The sequence below is a fragment of the Atopostipes suicloacalis DSM 15692 genome (genome assembly GCF_900129085.1).
In the GTDB taxonomy this organism is placed as follows: Bacteria; Bacillota; Bacilli; order Lactobacillales; family Carnobacteriaceae_A; genus Atopostipes; species Atopostipes suicloacalis.
Genome location: NZ_FQUF01000017.1, coordinates 24,277 through 44,006, shown reverse-complemented (window position 1 = coordinate 44,006; position 19,730 = coordinate 24,277). Strand labels below are relative to the sequence as shown.

At 36.6% G+C, this 19,730-nt stretch carries 15 protein-coding genes and 1 pseudogene; 3 read left to right on the top strand and 13 right to left on the bottom strand.

The features are described 5' to 3' along the window. Positions 1 to 266: 266 nt before the first annotated feature. From BUB96_RS06365 to tsaE, 11 genes and pseudogenes are all read right to left on the bottom strand, one after another. The gene (locus tag BUB96_RS06365) at positions 267 to 1,166 is read right to left on the bottom strand and encodes an ROK family protein (protein ID WP_073297949.1); all 900 of its coding nucleotides are present in this window, start codon (positions 1,164 to 1,166) and stop codon (positions 267 to 269) included. Between the two features lie 92 nt (positions 1,167 to 1,258). Continuing rightward, positions 1,259 to 2,563, bottom strand: coding sequence for a pyrimidine-nucleoside phosphorylase (locus BUB96_RS06360; protein ID WP_073297946.1), 1,305 nt, complete (start codon positions 2,561 to 2,563; stop codon positions 1,259 to 1,261). A gap of 27 nt (positions 2,564 to 2,590) precedes the next feature. Next, positions 2,591 to 3,265: a ribose-5-phosphate isomerase RpiA gene (gene rpiA, locus BUB96_RS06355; RefSeq protein ID WP_073297944.1), complete on the bottom strand. Its 675-nt coding sequence runs from the start codon at positions 3,263 to 3,265 to the stop codon at positions 2,591 to 2,593. 156 nt (positions 3,266 to 3,421) lie between these two features. Further along, entirely contained in the window at positions 3,422 to 4,492 is a 1,071-nt protein-coding gene (locus tag BUB96_RS06350) for an ABC transporter substrate-binding protein (protein ID WP_073297942.1), read from the bottom strand. Further along, positions 4,489 to 5,301: an ABC transporter permease gene (locus tag BUB96_RS06345; protein WP_073297940.1), complete on the bottom strand. Its 813-nt coding sequence runs from the start codon at positions 5,299 to 5,301 to the stop codon at positions 4,489 to 4,491. Before BUB96_RS06345 ends, BUB96_RS06350 begins: the two co-directional genes overlap by 4 nt. Further along, positions 5,294 to 6,136, bottom strand: a complete 843-nt coding sequence (locus BUB96_RS06340; protein WP_073297938.1) for an ABC transporter permease — start codon at positions 6,134 to 6,136, stop codon at positions 5,294 to 5,296. The genes BUB96_RS06345 and BUB96_RS06340 overlap by 8 nt, the downstream gene beginning before the upstream one ends. A gap of 2 nt (positions 6,137 to 6,138) precedes the next feature. Beyond that, a pseudogene (locus tag BUB96_RS06335) lies at positions 6,139 to 7,239 on the bottom strand (ABC transporter ATP-binding protein). A 648-nt stretch (positions 7,240 to 7,887) separates the two neighbouring features. Next, positions 7,888 to 8,808, bottom strand: coding sequence for a UDP-N-acetylmuramate dehydrogenase (gene murB / locus BUB96_RS06330; RefSeq protein ID WP_073297935.1), 921 nt, complete (start codon positions 8,806 to 8,808; stop codon positions 7,888 to 7,890). A 181-nt stretch (positions 8,809 to 8,989) separates the two neighbouring features. Continuing rightward, positions 8,990 to 10,384 carry a hemolysin family protein gene (locus BUB96_RS06325; RefSeq protein ID WP_073297933.1) on the bottom strand — a complete coding sequence of 465 codons (1,395 nt, stop codon included), beginning with the start codon at positions 10,382 to 10,384 and terminating at the stop codon, positions 8,990 to 8,992. Positions 10,385 to 10,620: 236 nt separating this feature from the next. Continuing rightward, positions 10,621 to 13,320, bottom strand: coding sequence for a cation-translocating P-type ATPase (locus BUB96_RS06320; protein WP_073297930.1), 2,700 nt, complete (start codon positions 13,318 to 13,320; stop codon positions 10,621 to 10,623). Between the two features lie 263 nt (positions 13,321 to 13,583). After that, the gene (tsaE, locus tag BUB96_RS06315; RefSeq protein WP_143274290.1) at positions 13,584 to 14,048 is read right to left on the bottom strand and encodes a tRNA (adenosine(37)-N6)-threonylcarbamoyltransferase complex ATPase subunit type 1 TsaE; all 465 of its coding nucleotides are present in this window, start codon (positions 14,046 to 14,048) and stop codon (positions 13,584 to 13,586) included. Between the two features lie 200 nt (positions 14,049 to 14,248). Between tsaE and BUB96_RS06310 the strand changes: the two genes are divergently transcribed. Beyond that, positions 14,249 to 14,878 (top strand): MBL fold metallo-hydrolase, encoded by a 630-nt coding sequence (locus BUB96_RS06310; RefSeq protein ID WP_073297928.1) that lies wholly within the window; start codon positions 14,249 to 14,251, stop codon positions 14,876 to 14,878. 96 nt (positions 14,879 to 14,974) lie between these two features. Here the strand turns inward: BUB96_RS06310 and BUB96_RS06305 are convergent, their stop codons facing one another. After that, positions 14,975 to 15,718, bottom strand: coding sequence for an acyl-[acyl-carrier-protein] thioesterase (locus BUB96_RS06305; RefSeq protein WP_073297925.1), 744 nt, complete (start codon positions 15,716 to 15,718; stop codon positions 14,975 to 14,977). A gap of 222 nt (positions 15,719 to 15,940) precedes the next feature. On the opposite strand from BUB96_RS06305, the gene BUB96_RS06300 reads away from it, so the two are divergent. Beyond that, positions 15,941 to 16,276 carry a hypothetical protein gene (locus BUB96_RS06300; RefSeq protein WP_073297923.1) on the top strand — a complete coding sequence of 112 codons (336 nt, stop codon included), beginning with the start codon at positions 15,941 to 15,943 and terminating at the stop codon, positions 16,274 to 16,276. 18 nt (positions 16,277 to 16,294) lie between these two features. Further along, positions 16,295 to 17,425: an alanine racemase gene (gene alr, locus BUB96_RS06295; RefSeq protein ID WP_073297920.1), complete on the top strand. Its 1,131-nt coding sequence runs from the start codon at positions 16,295 to 16,297 to the stop codon at positions 17,423 to 17,425. A gap of 649 nt (positions 17,426 to 18,074) precedes the next feature. On the opposite strand, the gene groL is transcribed toward alr, so the two are convergent. Continuing rightward, on the bottom strand, positions 18,075 to 19,703 hold the full coding sequence (gene groL, locus BUB96_RS06290; RefSeq protein ID WP_073297918.1) for a chaperonin GroEL: 1,629 nt from the start codon (positions 19,701 to 19,703) through the stop codon (positions 18,075 to 18,077). Positions 19,704 to 19,730 lie beyond the last annotated feature (27 nt).

Below are 19,730 nucleotides of genomic sequence, written 5' to 3'. Positions count from 1 at the left end.
TTAGTGTTTTATGACGACGTTCACTCATTTTTTCTATATCGAGGGTGCTCGGACTTCAAATAAGTTGCTCGCGGTCAAGCTCGCTGCGCTTGAACGTCGACAAGAAGGTTGGCGGGCGGACTTGCTGACCTTGAACGTGAACGAGAGGGTTGGCGGTCAAGCTCCATAATTTTAGCTTATTCTCCTCTATTTTCCTCTCAATTAAATATTTAAGCATTATACTATCAAAAAACCTGGCAACTTTCTGTCAGATTCTAAAAATTCCATTAAATTTTATCTTGTTCTAGTAACAATTGATACAAGGCACCTAATAAGTTGGCATTACTTGAGAATTTACAAGAATCGATAGATAGAGGTTCAAAGTCATTTCTAAAACGAGGAATATTTTCACGGATGAGGTTGTATTGATGATTTAGCTCTTCGATTAAAATGGGTTGATTACTAATTCCTCCACCAATGACCACATGTGAAATATCTAATGTTGCTTGTAAATTACACATGAAAATGGCAAGTCGTTTACAATATGCCGCAAATATTTTATTCACTTCTTCATTTTCACGTGAATTAATGACTTCAAATACCCCTTGCCCATCGGTTTTGTCTTCTAGCCCGATAACATCCGCGAGTTCTGCAACTAATTTTACTGCTGAATTCGTATAAGCTAAATTATGCATAAGCGGCTCCTCTGTTGGGAGGACATAGCTAAACTCTCCCGCCATGAAATTTCTACCTTGTATTACTTTTCCGTCTACAATCATTGACCCACCAATACCTGTACCTAAAGCAATGGCAGCGGCATTCTTTACTCCTTTTAAATTTCCTAGCCAAAGTTCTGCTTGCCCTGCTGCTTTTCCATCGTTTACAAGAGAAGCAGGTAAATTATATTTTTCTTTGAAATATTTTTTGAAATTAATATGATCTAAATAAGGAAGGGCACGACCGATGTGAATCACACCTTCTTCTACATCAATACGTCCAGGTGCGCTAATCGCTACTCCAGAAATTTTTTCTGGTTGTTCAGTCACTAATCGATCAAAAATTTTAGCTATTTCTTCCCATGTTTGAGGCGTTACTACTTGGCTATTACTTAAAATTTCCCCTTCTCCAGTAACAATTCCATACTTAATCGCACTCCCACCAATATCTAACACTAAGTATTTCTCCATTTTTCCACTCCTTGATTTCTTAACAATCTATTTCTCACAAAAATATTCCTCAAGATTTTCATCGAGGAATATTTTTATAATATTTTACAATTTTAATGAATAACCTCATGAATTAACGTTACTGGCTCTGCATGGTCACTAATTTTAATATTATTTTTAATAATTTTAACGGATGCATCAACATCTTTCTTATTGGAATGAATGGTCAGAAGACTGTCGCCTTTTTTCACTTCATCACCAATTTTTTTATGTAACATTAATCCTGCCGCTAAATCTAACTTGCTGTTGATGGTTTCACGTCCAGCTCCTAAAATCATGGCTGCTACTCCAAGCTCTTCTGCATCTACTTCGGAAATGATACCATCTCTGTCCGCAGTCACTTCTACTTGATAGCTTGCTCGTGGTAATAACTCATCTGGATGATCAGCAACTTTAGGATTTCCCCCCTGAGCTTCTATAAATAACTTAAATTGTTCGAGAGCTTTTCCGTTTTTAATATTTGCTTCAAGCTTTGCTCGAGCATCGTCGAGATTATCACCCACACCACCTAAGTAGGCCATTTGACTTCCTAAAACTAAACATAATTCTGTTAAATCTTCTGGGCCTTCGCCTTTCAAGGTGTTAATGGCTTCTTTCACTTCCATTGCATTCCCTATCGCTTCTCCTAGAGGTTGACTCATATCGGAAATAACAGCCATCGTATCACGACCGACTGAATTTCCAATTTCTACCATCGTTTCAGCAAGTTCTTTGGCCTCTTTAATATTTTTCATAAAAGCGCCGGTACCTACTTTTACGTCTAAGACAATCGCATCCGCTCCTGAAGCAATTTTTTTACTCATAATGGAGCTTGCAATTAATGGGATAGAACCTACCGTGCTTGTCACATCACGTAAAGCATAGATTTTTTTATCGGCAGGGGTTAGATTACCCGATTGCCCGACCAAGGCTAATTTATTTTTATTGACGAGATCTACAAATTCATCTTGAGTAATTTCAATATGAAAACCTTCTATCGATTCTAATTTATCTAGAGTTCCTCCGGTATGACCCAAGCCTCTTCCACTCATTTTCGGAACGGGAACACCAACGCTGGCAACAAGAGGTGCTAACACAAGTGTTGTCGTATCTCCGACTCCACCTGTGGAATGTTTATCAACCTTAACTCCCTTTATTGCAGATAAATCAATTTCGTCCCCTGATTTGACCATCGCTACTGTTAAATCGCGCAATTCTTCTTTGGCCATTCCTTGAAAATAAATGGCCATCAACATGGCACTCATTTGATAGTCTGGAATCTCACCTATTGTATAGCCTTCGATCATCCATTTTATTTCTTCGGTTGTTAATGTTTCGTGCTCTTGTTTTTTTTCAATAAGATCTACCATACGTACCATTACATGCATTCCTCCTTATTCAATCGGTTATTTTGTCTTCACTTCAATTTCTCCAGTCGCTGTTCCAGCAATGACTTGATCAACAATATCAATGAATAAGCCATGTTCTACCACACCGACTTCGCTTTTTAGTTCATTTGCGAAGGTTTTAGGGTCTTCGATTTTATTCAAATATAAATCAATAATTAAATTTCCAGAATCTGTAACGAATTTGGTATCTGCATCGTCTTTTCGATATTCTGGTTGATACCCTTTTTCTACAAATTTTCTAAATACATGCTCACTACCAAAAGGAACTACTTCAACAGGCAAAGGAAATTTGCCTAATGTGTCGACCAATTTTGAATCATCCACAATCCAAATATTTTTCTTTGAATTCGTGGCTACAATTTTTTCATAAAGTAAGGCTCCGCCGCCACCTTTAATGCCATGAAAGTCTGGTGAGATTTCATCCGCACCATCTATGGTCAAATCAATTTCATCAACTTCAGACAAATCTTTCATATTTAAGCCCAAACTTACTGCTAATTCTTCTGTGGCTTTTGATGTCGAAACACAAACAATGGAAAGATTTTCATTTTTCACTCGTTCAGCCAAGGCTTGAACCATAAATATAGCCGTTGACCCTGTACCTAGTCCAACAATCATTCCATCTTCAACAAAAGTTGCCGCTTTTTCGCCTACTAATTGTTTTTGATTCATTAAATCTTCCAGCTCCTTATTAAAACGTTCTCAATTATACTCCCATAGTATAGCATAATTCCCTGGAAAAATTGAGCTTTAATCCGTGTTTTATCCTCAGAGATTCCATGAAAAAGGCATCTTGTCTTTTTTAAACAAGATGCCACTTTTTTGCTGCTAGTTCATTTTAAATTCCAAAAATAAATCATTATAAACTTCAATAAATTCTTGTCCTAAATTCTCATAAACTTCCAAATTCTTAATGTTGTCTAAGGGAGGGTAGAACTGTTCGTCGTTAACAATTTCTTTATCCAAATAGTGTTCAATCGCGGTCTGATTAGGTGAGCTGTAACCAATATATTCTGCATTCAAGGTCGCATTTTCAGGACGAAGCATGAAGGAAATAAAGGCATATGCGCCTTCTAGATTTTGGGCGTTTTTTGGAATGACCATATTATCGAACCATAAATTTGAACCTTCCTTAGGCAGTACGTAATGTAAGTGTTCATTTTCAGTCATCATATCGGCGGCTTCTCCCGAAAAAGTTACCGCAATGGGGGCTTCTTCTTGAATCATGTACATTTTGATTTCATCGGCTACGATCGCTTTTACATTTGGGGCTAGTGTGGACATTTTATCTTTAGCTTCTTTTAATTCTGTTGGGTTTTTCGAATTTAATGAATAACCTAAATTTTGTAACGTTAATCCAACAATTTCTCTTGCGCCATCTATCAGCAGTAAATTATTTTGATATTCTGGCTTCCATAAATCTTCCCAGGAAGTGATCTCGTCTGGTGCAATCATTTTATCATTATAAATAATCCCTAGTGTCCCCCAAAAATAAGGAACAGAATATTGATTACCTGGATCAAAAGGTAACTCTCGAAAATCTTCAATCAAATGATCCATTCCTTCGATCTTTGAGTCATCAAGTTTATATAATAAATCTTCATCAATCATCCGCTCAATCATATATTCACTTGGAATAACGATATCATAAGCTGTTCCGCCTTGTTGGACTTTTGTGTACATGGCCTCATTTGAGTCAAACGTTTCATAAATAACTTGAAGGCCGGTCTCTTTTTCAAAGGCAGTAATCAAACTTGGATCTATATAGTCGCCCCAATTATAAATTGTTAGCGTTCCTTCAGCAGAATGGGACGATGACTGGGTCATATAGCGATCCATTCCAAGCAATAACAATATAAGTGCTAGAATGACTAGTATAAGCTGAACAACTTTTTTCATTTCCCTGTCACCGCCTTTTTCTTTTTATGCATCTGGCGACTATATTGTGAAATATAGTAATAACCAAAAACCAACAACAAAGATGCGATAAACAATAACGTACTTAAAGCGTTGATTTCTAGGCTAATTCCTTGTCGTGCTCGAGAATAAATTTCTACAGATAACGTTGTAAAGCCATTCCCCGTCACAAAAAAAGTTACCGCAAAATCATCTAAGGAATACGTAAAAGCCATGAAAAATCCAGAAAATATTCCAGCTGTGATATTTGGTAAAATGACTTGGCTAAGTACTTGCCAACGATTTGCGCCTAAGTCTTCTGCTGCTTTAATCATGGATTGATTTAATTCCTCTAAGTTTGGCAACACCATCAAGACCACAATGGGAATACTAAAAGCGATATGCGATAAAATAACGGACATATAGCCTAGTTGATAACCAACAAGCGTAAAAAGTAATAGAAAACTTGAACCAATAATAACATCTGGCGAAACCAGTAAAATATTATTTGCATTAAGGAGAGCTTCTTTGAGTTGGCTACTTTTAACAAAATGAATACCAATAGCACCCAGAGTACCAATTATGGTTGCCACGGTTGACGAAATTAAGGCAACAAGTAGCGTGTGTATGACAATTTGAATTAAACGCTGGTCTTGTAAAACATTTGAATAATGTTCAAGAGTAAAACTCGTAAATTCATTCATGGTTCCTCCTTCGTTAAATGAAAAATAAACCAAATATAAAATAGGTAAGTAAAGTAATACGAAGACAAAAAAGAGATACAGTTTGGACCATTTTAAAGAATTAGTCATTGCTTACACCTCTTCTCGCTTTCTTATTACTCGTTAGCTTTATGACGATAAACATCAAGACAATTAAAATGATCCCAATAGTTGAACCCATCCCCCAGTTTTGGGTGACTAAGAAATGTTGTTCAATTGCCGTCCCAAGTGTAATTACACGATTTCCGCCAATTAAACGAGTCAACATAAATAGAGAAAGAGATGGGATAAAGACCGCTTGCACCCCACTACGTACACCATTCATGGATAGAGGAAGAATCACCTTTCTAATTGTTGCCCAAGTATTCGCTCCTAAATCATGGCTCGCCTGAATGAGCGACGGGTCGATTTCACTTATTGCATTCATAATCGGCATCATCATAAAAGGCAATTCGATATAAGACGCCACTAGTAAAAAACTGAAATTCGTAAATAAAATTTGTTGGCGACCTATGCCTATGAAATCTAAAAAACGATTGACTATCCCAGACTGACTTAAAATCCCAATAAAGGCGTATGCTTTAAGCAAAATATTAATCCATGTTGGTAAAATGAGTAACATGCGCCATAATTCTTTGTGTTCCGTTTTTGTCAGAATATACGCCGCAGGATAACTGATTATCAGAGTGACAAGCGTAATTAAACCCGCATACAAAAAAGATTGAAAAGTCATACTTAAATAAGTCACTGATGTAAAATATCTCAAGATATTTTCAAACGTAAATGCTCCATCGACATTTAACAAGGATTGATAAACTAAAAGGAAGATTGGAGCCAATACAAATAAAACAATCCACATAACGTAAGGGAACATTAATAGAGTATCTTGTTTTTGAACGGATACTTCTGAATTATTTTTCCGCATATTTACCCCTCCGTTTGATCAAATGAGTATTTTTCTAAACGTTTATAAAAGTCTTCTTCTGATTCCTTTCGGCGCATGACATGGATACTTTCTCTAGAAAAATCAAGGCCTACTGTTGAACCTTCAACCGCTTTTTTCGTGGAATGCACCATCCACTCATTCCCAACTTGGTCATACAAAATAATTTCATAATGGACCCCTCGGAATAATTGCGTGTCTACTGTTGCAACGAATTTTCCTGTTTCAGGTGAAGTAATTTTTAAATCTTCTGGGCGAATCACAAGATCAATGGTCTCATTGGAAGGAATTCCCCCATCTACGCAATCAAGTTCATAACCTGCAAAGGATACACGATAATCTTGCACCATATGACCTTCAACAATATTACTTTCTCCAACAAAATCAGCTACATAGCGATTAAGCGGTTCATCATAAATATCGATAGGACTTCCTTTTTGGACAATTTCTCCATCTTTCATTACAAAAATCATATCACTCATGGCAAGAGCTTCTTCTTGGTCATGAGTAACAAATAAAAAAGTAATCCCTAATCGTTTCTGAAGTTCACTTAATTCATATTGCATATCTGTTCGTAATTTTAAATCTAGTGCTGATAGTGGTTCATCTAGTAATAAAACTTCTGGTTCATTTACTTAGGCTCGCGCAATAGCTACCCGCTGCTTTTGTCCTCCAGACATCCCTGTAATGGAGCGATTAGAGAATTCTTTTAATCGAACCATTCCTAAGGCTTCTTCTACTTTTTCTTTAATTTCTTTCTTTGGACGTTTTTTCATGCGGAGTCCAAATGCCACATTATCAAAAACATTCATGTGTGGAAATAAAGCATAATCTTGAAATACGGTATTCACTTGTCTTTTATAAGCGGGGACATTATTAATTTCTTGATGGTCAATCGTTATATTCCCAGAACTCGCTTCAGTAAAACCAGCAATCAAATTTAAAATAGTTGTTTTTCCGCATCCTGATGGTCCTAATAACGTATAAAACTTCCCTCTTTCCAATTGGAAGGATATGTCCTTCAATACAGTTGATTCATCATATTTTTTCTCTACATTTTGAAAGGTCACAATGGCTTCTGTCAATTTCTTCACCTCAATTTATATACATTTTAGCTTCATTAATTATATTTATTTTTCTGTGAAATACAATCCTTTTTTACACGAATTTGTATGTTTTTATTTTAATTTGAGTCTTGTAAATTGTTATTAGCTTGTTACAGACGATCCACTTACACTAATTGGTCAAATAATCATTAAAAGTACCTTCACTGTTGAAGATAATCCTTCTACCCTCAGGAGTTAGTAATAAAAAATACGTTACTTCTTAGGGTAGCTCCTCTATCTTTAGGAGTTGGTGATAAAAAATACGCTACTTCTTAGGGTAGCTCCTCTACCTTCAGGAGTTGGGGATAAAAAATACGCCACTTCTTAGGGTAGTTCCTCTATCCTTACAAGTGAGCGTGAAAATGTGTCCGACTTGTGAGGGTAACGGCTCTACCCTCACAAGTAAGTGAAAAATTGAGTCCAACTTGTAAGGGTAATCCCGCTATCCTTACAAGTGAGCGTGAAAATGTGTCCAACTTGTTAGGATAGCAGCTTTACCCTCAGGAGTGGGTCCTAAAAATCTGCTCACTTCTTAGGGTAAAATGACTATCTTCAATTAAAGACTAGCCAATCAAAAAAGCCGACCTTCATTTTAATGAAAGTCAGCCTTTATATTTAATTATCCTTTTAGATTCTTGATGTTTCTTCGATGCTTTCACCTATAATACGCACTTCTCTTTCAAGTTCAACATCAAATTTTTCTAAAATAACTTCTTGAATATGTTCGATAAGTTCAATGTAATCTGTAGCCGTTGCGTTATCAATGTTCACAATGAAACCAGCATGTTTTATCGAAACTTGTGCTCCACCCCAAGTTAGCCCTTGAAGTCCTGCATCTTGAATAAGTTTTCCAGTAAAGTGCCCAGTTGGACGTTTAAATACAGAGCCACAAGATGGATATTCTAGAGGTTGTTTTGACGTCCTTAAGAAGGTTAATTCATCCATTCGATCTTTAATTTTTTCAGGATTTCCTGATTTTAATTTAAATGTCACGTCTAAAACAATATCGTGGGTGCTTTGTAGCTTACTGGTGCGATAACTAAATTCTAAGTTTTCATTAGATACTTCAATAATATCACCATCTAAGGTAAGAATAGTTGCTTTTTCAATGACATCTTTAACTTCTCCCTCATAAGCCCCCGCATTCATATAAACAGCTCCCCCAGTACTTCCAGGGATTCCACAAGCAAATTCAAGCCCTGTTAGTTCCGCTTCGTATGCTGCTTGACTGACTTCAATAATTGGTGCTCCAGAGTCTGCGATTAGACGATTTTTATCCACAGTAATTTGGTTCAGTTCCGTTAAAATGACCGTAACTCCTCGTATTCCACCATCGCGCACAATTAAATTACTGGCATTTCCTAAAATGGTTAGTGGATAACCTTCTTCTCGTGTCCAATTGATCACAGCCGTTACTTCCGCAATAGAAGCGGGAAAAAACAAAATATCTGCTGGTCCACCTGTTTTTGTATAAGAATAATTTGAAAGTGGTTCATTTTCTTTTATGATTAAATTTGGAAATTGTTTAATTAAATTAGTATAATTCACTAGATTCTATCCTTTCGCGTTTAAGCCGATCTCGAGTCTGATAAATTAAGCGTCTTAATAATAACATGAACACAAAAAGAAATGTAGTGAATTCTCTAGTGTAAACGTCAACACTTCGAACATAATGAGTCTACAAATAAAAAATACTTGCTTGTTTTTTATTCAAGTAAGTGTTCTTCAGTTATTCGTCTGTTCCATCATTATTTTTATCTTCAACTAATATTCTGTCACCAGAATCATCTGCCGCTACATAGTCGACCTCAATCATTCGCTCTTCATCAATATTCAAAAGAACGCCATAAATACGGCCATTTAAAATCTCGCTGGTGGTTAGGACATAGCTATTAATCCGAAGGGAAACTCGCTCTTCCGTATCGGGTACATAGCCAATCTCATGAATAATAAAGCCAGCGATAGTATCCACATCATCAGCTTCAATATCTTCATCGAAATAGTCATTAAAGTCTTCAATAAGCAAGCCACCATTTAGATAATAATTAAAATCATCAATAATTCGAATATCGCCCATGGTGGTTACATCAGATTCGTCATCAATTTCACCCACAATTTCTTCGAGTAAATCTTCCATCGTTACGATTCCTTCAACTCCACCATATTCATCAATTAAAATTGCCATATGCTGTTGTTCTCGTTGAAATTCGATTAATAAATCATCGGTATAAATGGTTGACGGAACTAACATCGGGCGATGCGAGATTTCTTGTAAATCAATCTCCGAAAAGCCACGGGCACTAGCTTCTTTTAAAAGAGTCTTCATGTGTAAAATCCCAATCACATTATCTTTTTCATTTTTATAGATGGGAATTCGTGAATAGGGGCTATCAATAATAATGTTTAAATTCTCTTCATAAGGGTCATCAATATCAATCATAATAGTATCGGTTCTTGGAACCATGACCTCACGAGCAATCTTCGTATCTAATGAGAGAACTCCTTCCATCATATCCAACTCATCCGTGTCAAAACTATCACTTTCCCGACTCTGTTCCAAAATGACCCGCATTTCTTCACGAGTGAATTTTTCTTCTTTTTCAGTGAAATCAATGGGTGTGATTTTTTGCAATAAATCCGTTGAGACCGATAATAACCAAATAAAAGGTCGGAATAATTTTTGAGCAACAGATACAATACCACTTGTGCTCATGGCAATCGTTTCTGGCATTTGAAGAGCAATTTGTTTTGGAAATAACTCCCCTAAAACCAAGGTAAAATAAGATAAAATCAAAGTAACGACTAATTTAGCTAGGGTTTCTGTTCCTGGGAAATTAGGCAAATATTCAGCAAACACTATAGCAAAACTTGTAGCGGCTTGCGCACTCGATAGAAAACCAGCAAATGTGATGGCTACTTGAATGGTTGCTAGAAAATCATCTGCATCGTCCAATAATTTCAATACTCGAATCGCTTTTTTGTCACCTTCTGCTGCTAATTGATTCACCTTGTTTTTGTTAATTGAGACATAAGCAATCTCAGCGGCCGCAAAAAATGCATTGATAAAAGTTAATACAATAATGATGAATAACTCTGTGTATAGGGAACTCCCGGAAGAATCCATAATTCAACTCTCTCTCCTTATTCTTTCAGAACATTCGCTTCTTGCGAATTTCTATCTTTCTCACTGTTCTTTATTCACAGCTTACGGAACTATTTTATAACAACGTTTTTTAAAAGGGCATCCCTTTAAAAAGATAAAATTTCAATTTGTTTTTTTAGACTTCTTTAAGTATGGAAAAGCGGCTTAGCTTTTAACACTAAACCACTCTCCTCTTGTTATTATTATAAAGTAAACTCTTAAAGTTTAATAGCTTTTTTCTTGTATTTATCAGCAAATCCAGTTTTACGGAAAATCCATTTAATAATCTCTACAAAAACAATAATACTTACGGAAGCTCCAATAATAATTAACCAACCTTCAGTCGTTGGCAAAGTAACATCAAAGAAGTTGTTAATTCCTGGAATTAAGATTACACCATATAATAAAGCGGCTGAAAGTAGGGAAGCACCGTTTAAATATTTATTGTTAAAGGGTTTAGTACTAAATAGTGAATCAAAAACATGTTTCACATTAAAAGCATGGAATAGCTGAATAGTACCCAATGTGGCAAAGGCCATCGTTTCAGCCAAGTTAATCGCATCTACTCCTGGTCCAAGGGTTGGTGCATACTGATAACGACCAAACCAATAAACAAATAAAGTAACTGCTCCTTCAAGAATTCCTTGATAAATAATACTTGGAAGGACACCATTGGATAAAAAGCTAGATTCAGGGGATCGTGGTTCATAATCCATACTATCTTTCTCTGCTTCTTCCATTCCTAAAGCAATCGCTGGGAAAACATCGGTAACTAAGTTAATCCACAAAATATGAATCGGTTCTAAAATTTGCCAGCCAAGTAAAGTCGCTATAAATAAAGTGAGGACTTCACCTAAGTTTGCAGATAGGAGATACTGGACGGCTTTTTGGATATTTGTAAAAACTTTACGTCCTTCTTCGACCGCTTTAACAATGGTCGCAAAATTATCATCTGCTAAAACCATGTCGGAAGCTCCTTTAGAAACTTCTGTACCGGTAATTCCCATACCTACACCAATGTTAGCTTGTTTCAAGGAAGGCGCATCGTTGACACCGTCTCCCGTCATGGAAATGACTTTATTTTTACTTTGCCATGCACGAATAATTCTTACTTTATGCTCAGGAGAAACGCGCGCATACACGGAATAATTTTCAATATTATGAGCAAGTTCTTCATCACTCATCTCAGAAAGTTCTGCCCCGGTGATGACATGATTTTGATTATTTTCATCCGCTTCATCCAGAATCGTTAATCGTTCGGCAATCGCTTGAGCAGTAATTGCATGGTCTCCTGTAATCATAATGGTACGAATTCCTGCACGACGCGCTTTCTCAATAGATCCACGAGCTTCTTCGCGTTCCGGATCGATCATTGCTACTAAACCAGTAAAGATTAAATCTTTTTCGATTGTATCTGTATTTAATTCAGATGGTACTTCTTCAATGATTTTGTAAGCTCCACCTAAAACTCGTAAAGCTTGTTGGGCTAATTCTTTATTTGAATCTAAAATATGGGTTTTATCTGCATCTGTTAATTCACGAACGTCCCCTTTTTCAAAAATTTGGGTCGTTCGATCAATTAATTGATCGGGTGCTCCCTTAACTGTCACTAGATATCGTCCATCCTCTAATTGGTGAATGGTAGACATCAGTTTACGATCCGAATCAAAAGGAACTTCACCAATACGAGGTGTTTTATTTAGTTCTTCTTCTAAATAAAAGCCTTTATCTAAAGCATAGCGAACCATAGCGACTTCTGTCGGATCTCCCACTAAATTTCCTTCATTATCTGTATCTGTATCATTGGCAAAGGTCACTGATTTTACTAGAGGATGTGTCAAATCTATTTCTTCATCATCGTCATGAATCGCTCCATCATAATAAACTTTTTCGATAGTCATTTGATTCAAGGTTAGGGTCCCTGTTTTATCTGAACCGATTACTTGAGTACTTCCTAAGGTTTCAACAGCGGGCAATGAACGAACTAAAGCATTTCTATTCGCCATATTTTGCGTACCAATCGATAAAATAATTGTAGTAATCGCTGGTAAGCCTTCTGGAATGGCGGCTACCGCTAAGGAAACAGCGACTAGCAACATTTGATCCCATGGAATATTTTGGAAGATGGTTCCGACAAAGAAGGTTAGGATAGCAATTCCTATAATCATATAAGTTAAAGCTTTTCCTAGATCTTCTTGATCCTCTTGTAAGGGGGTCTTTTTAGCTTCTGTCGTCTCAAGCATGGAAGCAATATGTCCTACTTCTGTATCCATAGCAGTACTTGTAACAATACCTAACCCACGTCCGTAAGTGACATTTGTACTTGAATAAACCATATTTGTTCGGTCGGCGATTTGAGCTTCTTCATCGAGAGGTGTCGCATCCTTTTCAGTAGGAACTGATTCACCGGTTAAAGCAGCCTCTTCAACTTGTAATGAGTTTTCTTCAATGAGGCGCATGTCTGCTGGAACGACATCTCCAGCTTCTAATAAAACAATATCCCCTGGTACAATTTCTGTACTTTTCATCACTTCTGTTTTTCCATTCCGTCGAACATGTGCTTCTGGTGAAGCCATACTTTGTAAAGCATCAATCGCTTCTTCGGCTTTACTTTCTTGGAAAACACCCATAATCGCATTTAAGAAAACAACAATTAAAATAACAACCGCATCGGCAAGATCACCACTTACCAGCCAAGACACAATCGCTGCAACCAACAAGACAATGATCATAAAGTCCTTAAATTGTGCAATGAATTTCTGTAAAAGCGAAGTATGCTCCCCTTTTTGAATTTCGTTGGGTCCATATTTTTCTAAGCGTTTGGCTGCCTCGTCTGAGCTTAGTCCTGTTTTGGCGTTCGAACCTAATTTTTCAATGACCTCATCACTTGACTGCCGATAAGAATCCATTTCATTCATTTTTAATTTTCCTCCTTATATTCCTTTTTTGGTATTTTTTTAGAGAAAACTATTAAAAAAGAGACTTATGCACAGCCCAGTTTAAAAAACCGGGGGCATAAGTCTCACCATTTAAGTGCAGTACCAGTAAACTAATTTAATTAGTTACTTATCGTTGTTGATACTGACGAGGGTTCCCCCTCCAGTTACTCCCTTATGAATATTCAGTTGCCCGTATTATAATAGAAAGAATACCTTAAATGCAAGTCAATAAGACTCCTTATTTAATCATTTTGAAAATGTTCAAGTACCTCTTCATATTCTTTCCCTACGGCTTCAAGAGTTATCACACGTTTCTCTGGATTTTCATCCTCTCGTTTAAGCTCAATTTCTAAATGATTGTTTGGAAGATCTTCTGGGGCTACAGAAGGCCACTCCACCACCGAAATGCCGTCCCCTTCAAAATATTCATCTAATCCTAAATCTGGAACTTCATTTTCTGTCAAACGGTATAAATCCACATGGTATAAAGGAATTTTTCCATTAGGATATTCACGAACAATTGTATAGGTAGGACTCTTAATAATACGGCCAACATCTAGTCCTTCACCTATTCCTTTCGTAAAGGTTGTTTTCCCAGCCCCCAAATCGCCCTCAAGCAAGAGGGTCATTCCTGGTTTTAAATATGTCGTTAGCTTTTTAGCAAACTTTATCGTTTCTTCTTCATTATTTGTCACTATCGTAATCATAAGACTCTCCTTATTTAACTATTTATTTCTCTATTCTAATTTCTCGATGCTTCTCGGTCTAGTATACCAATTTTTTTAGGAAATGAGTATTGTTTCATTTCAAAGCTAAACTCGCTATAATAAAAGGTAGAATAAATTACTTAAACAATTAAAGTCATTTTCGAAGAGAAAAGAGAGCAAAACAAGAAAGGAAGAACGCTATGTTACAAGTGAATGCTTTGACTGTGGGACCTGCTCAGTCCAATTGTTATATTATTTCCAATCCAGAAAATCATGAAGCCTTGGTTGTGGATCCAGGAGCCGAGCCGACAACTCTGATCAGTCGCATCGAAGAGTTGAAGGTTAAACCTGTGGCTATTTTATTGACTCATGCGCATTATGACCATATTGGAGCAGTCGATACCCTGCGCGATCGCTATGAGGTTCCAGTCTATTTGGCAGCTGAAGAAGAGGAATGGTTAAGCAATCCAAATAAAAATTTATCCGCGATGTTAGGAGAATCGGTTACTGCTCGACCAGCTGAATATTTATTTAAACCAGAAGAAGTGATAGAAATCGCCCATTTCACCTTTAAAGTTGTCGCAACTCCTGGCCATTCTCCTGGAGGCGTTTCTTTTATTTTCGAGGACGATGAATTTGTCATCACCGGGGATGCTCTATTCGCTGGAAGTGTCGGTCGGACAGATTTTCCGGGAAGTGAACCCAAAGAACTCATTCCCAATATCCGCCAAAAATTATTCACGCTCCCCAGTTCCTTTACAATCTATCCTGGGCACGGAGAAAGTTCAACCCTCGCCCATGAAATGACTACGAATCCATTTTTTAATTAAATTTGTTTTCGTCGCAAGCAAAAAAAGCCTTTAGGAGGAAATCCTAAAGACTTTTTTATATGCTGTAAATTTTCATCTTGTAAGTTGGTCAACTGTTTAGCTTTCTTTCCATGTAAAAGTACCCGTACACTTTACGGTGTCATTGACTTGGATTTGGTGACGAGAAATTAGCTGTCCTTCTTCATTGGTAGCTAGTTCTGTATAGGAGTCTACTTCCTCACCAATATGTACTTCTTTTTCAAAAACAATATTACCGTGTATCGGTTCATGAGTGGCTAAAAAGTCATCACTCAAAGCCTCTAACATCCATATAAAGTACGTTGAATTATTCGCATGGAAATTTGTATCAATATCAAAATAGCCTACTTGAATTTTTCGGTGTTGGGCGGTTTCTATATTTTTTGGAACTTCTGGTTTAGGCATCCGCTTAATTCGACGATTTTCTGTAGACCCATAGCCTTCAACAATTTCAGGTGAGATTTTCGATAATTTTCGATTCGTATTTATTAAAGCAAATACCGTCATGACATAAACAATAAGTTGATCATTTTCATCATAAACCTCAAATTCACGATAAGAAAAAATTCGGTTATACTCTCGAGCAAAGGTTTTTACTTTAATCATTTCATCCGTTTTGGGTATCCGATGAATCTCTAGATCATATTGAATAATTACCCAACTCAGCCCATGTTCTCTAACTGAAAGTGCGCCAATCTCTTCCGTCTGTTCCCCTGAAACTTCAATCAGCACATTCATTAAATGCGGTAACGTGATTCTTCGATAACGATCACCTAAATAATGGGGAATTTTCAGTTGTTTTTCATAGATATGTGGTTGCATGTGTTTCCTCCTGCTTCATTTCTACCTTCATTATAACTCTGAATTTATTATAAAGTTTATCATCTGTTATTCTAACGGTTTTATCGCGTAAAGTATAGAAATCAAAGGAACATTCTTTTGAATTCATTGAATAATTTTTGCGAATACATTTAATTTATCATGCTCTATGGTATAATTTTCATAAGAAAACGATTGAATCGATTAAGGGAGTATAAAGTAGATATGAAAATGGATATCAAAAGAAGAAACCAATTATTAAGCGTTGCCGGTGGTGTTATTGGAGCGATCGCTGGATATTTTTATCCTGCACTCGTCCAAGGATATTTACCTATCTTAGGAATAGGCGCCGGTCTATTTTATTTCTTTGGCACAAACTCGGTTAATAAAAATCCAGAGAAAAAGAGAGTCACCAATTTTGATGAATATACTTGGTATGTGATTTTAAGAATTTTAATGGGCTTTTTAGTGGGTGGCGCAATTACCTCAACCATTGTATTAACCATGGATATTTTAGAACAACAAAAGCAACAATCTTTATTTTGGAATTACTTTATTTAAGTGAAAGGCGTTTTATAAATGAATTTTACTGATGTATCTTTATCTAAAGCTACGATTCAAACCAATAAATTATTAAATAATATCAAAACCTTTAAGTCTTTGTTATCTGAACACACAAAATTTATGGCTGTCATTAAAGCAAATGCTTACGGTCACGGTGCCGTCCCTCTCGCCCGTAAAATGGAAGAAGTAGGTGCAGCCAACTTTTTTGGCGTTGCGCAACTTAGTGAAGCATTGGAACTCCGTGATGCAGGAATTCAAACCCCAATTTTAGTTTTTAGCCCAACGCGTCCCAGCGAGATTGAATTAGCCATTCAACAAGATGTGACCCTAACCGTATTTTCGAAAGAGGTTGCCGAAGAGATTGTTCGTGTTGCTGAAAAACTGGAGCATCAGGCCCGTGTCCATCTAAAAATCGATTCAGGAATGGCTCGTTTGGGAATCACTACTTTTGAAGAAGCTTTGAATGTTTATCAGTCCTTAACTTCAGAATATGTATGGATTGAAGGAATTTATACGCATTTTGCGGATGCGCCAAATATTCAGCCTAATAATTTTACACAAGAACAGTTTGCTCGTTTTAAAGCCATTTTGGACGCTTTTTCTGAGCAACAAATTTCCTTTGATCTTCGTCATAGTTGTAACACCGCAGCTACCTTAAATTTCCCAGAGTATCATTTAGATATGGTGCGAGTTGGCTTGGGTTTATATGGATTAGATCCTACTTTGAGTGCTGAAGGCAAAGCCACTTTAGAACCGATTGAAACCGTTCAGGGTATCGTCACTCATGTAAAAAACTTTCCAGCGGGACAAAGTGTCGGCTACAGCCGTACTTTCTTCTCAGAAAAACCTATGCGTATCGCTACGGTAGCCATTGGATATGCGGATGGCGTCGCTAAATCTCTATCTAATGAAGGTTCTTTTACCTATAAAGACCATTCCTTACCTATTATAGGTGAAGTTTGTATGGACCAGTTAATGTTAGATTGTTCAGAAGTTGATGACTTAGCTGTCGGTGACACCGTCACTTACTTTGGTGATCCTAAAGATGGTCATTTATTAATGACAGAGGTCGCAAAAAAAGCAAAGGCTTCGCAATACGATTTATTGTGTCGTATTGGAAATCGCGTAGAAAGAATTTATCAATAATTCAAAATTAAAAATAAAATGAAGCCCAAGTTGAAATTTGGGTTTCATTTTTCATTAAAGGAGGATGAAAGGACAAAAATGAAAGCAAAAAATTCAAAAAATAAAACAAAGTCAATATCTCTTAATTTATGCAGCAAAGGCCTCACACTATGACCAGGATTTAAAGGCTGCGGAAGATTTAATAGACAAAGGCGAAAACCACACGCACCTATCCCCTACTCTCACGGACGAAAAATTTGAAGAAACAATGTATCAATATCTAAGAGAAGAATTAAACGCGATGAAGCAAAGCTTTTGATTCAAATCTGGTAGATTGTGTACGGAGAAAGCCCTGTTATAAAAGATGGTCCATTTTTTATATAAAATTACGTTATTTAGCGAGAAAAAACTATTTACTGGACATTTTCTTAAAAAATGTCTCGTATTTTTTATTTACTGGACATTTTTCGAGAAAATGTCTCGTATTTCTGATTTACTGGACATTTATTGAGAAAATGTCTCGTATTTCTGATTTACTGGACATTTATTGAGAAAATGTCTCGTATTTCTGATTTAAAGGAAGCTTCCTAAATCTCTATTATTTTTCACGAAAAAAGGACTTGCTCTCGCAAGTCCTTTCATTATTTAATCTTTTGTTTTGAAGGGGAAATTAATACATTCCACCCATTCCGCCCATACCACCTGTTGGATCAGCTGCAGGTGCTTCAGGTTCTGGAATTGTAGCAACTGCTGCTTCAGTTGTTAATAGTAAAGCAGATACTGATGCTGCATTTTGTAATGCTGAACGAGTAACTTTTGTAGGATCGATAATTCCTGCATCAATCATATCTACAAGCTCACCAGTCATCGCATTAAATCCAATTCCTTTTTCGCTGTTTTTCAAGCGTTCAATAACAACACTTCCGTCTACTCCAGCGTTTTTAGCGATTTGACGAACAGGTTCTTCTAACGCACGAAGAATAATATTTACTCCTGTTTTTTCATCACCTTCGACATCAATTTCAGCAACTTTTGCTAAAATATTGATGTAAGCAGTTCCTCCACCTGAAATAATTCCTTCTTCAACGGCAGCACGTGAAGCGTTCAACGCATCTTCAATACGTAATTTGCGTTCTTTAATTTCTGTTTCTGTAGCAGCTCCAACTGCAACAACAGCAACTCCACCAGCTAATTTTGCAATACGTTCTTGTAATTTTTCTTTATCAAAGCTTGAAGATGTTTCTTCTACTTGTGCACGTAATAAAGCAACGCGTTGTTCAATCATTTCTTTTTCGCCAGCACCTTCAACAATAACTGTATCATCTTTTGTAACAGTTACTCGGCTTGCTGAACCTAATTGATCAATAGTTGTATCTTTTAAGTCTAAACCTAGATCTTCAGTAATCACTGTTGCACCAGTTAAGATTGCAATATCTTCAAGGATTCCTTTACGACGATCACCAAATCCTGGAGCTTTAACTGCTGTAACATCTAATGTTCCACGGATTTTATTTAAAACAAGTGTTGGTAAAGCTTCCCCATCTACATCATCCGCAATAACTAATAATGGACGGTTTTGTTGCATAATGCTTTCTAATAAAGGAACGATATCTTGTACATTAGAAATTTTTTGGTCTGTAATTAAAATGTAAGGATTTTCTAAATCAGCTTCCATTTTCTCATTGTCTGTGACCATGTATTGAGATAAATAACCACGATCAAACTGCATACCTTCAACAACATCTAAAGTTGTTTCGATACTTTGAGATTCTTCAATTGTAATAACTCCATCACTACCTACGCGATCCATAGCATCAGCAATGATTGCTCCAACTTCAGAGTCTCCAGAAGAAATAGCAGCAATTTGTTCAATTGATTCGCTACTATCTACTTTTGTAGAAATTTCTTTCAAAGCTTCAACTGCTTTATCCGTTGCTTTTTCGATTCCACGACGAATGCCCACAGGGTTTGCACCTGCAACAACGTTTTTCATTCCTTCTTCTACAATAGATTGAGCTAAAACGGTAGCTGTTGTTGTACCGTCACCAGCAATATCATTTGTTTTGCTTGCCACTTCAACGACTAGTTGTGCACCCATATTTTCAAACTTATCTTCTAATTCGATTTCTTGAGCGATGGTTACCCCATCATTTGTAATTTGAGGTGCGCCGTATGAGCGATCTAATAAAACGTTACGGCCTTTTGGTCCTAAAGTAACTTTTACTGTATCTGCTAATTTATTTACTCCATCTACCATTGCTTGACGTGCATCAGCAGAATGTTTAATCTCTTTAGCCATATTTAATTAACTCCTCTTTCTTATTGT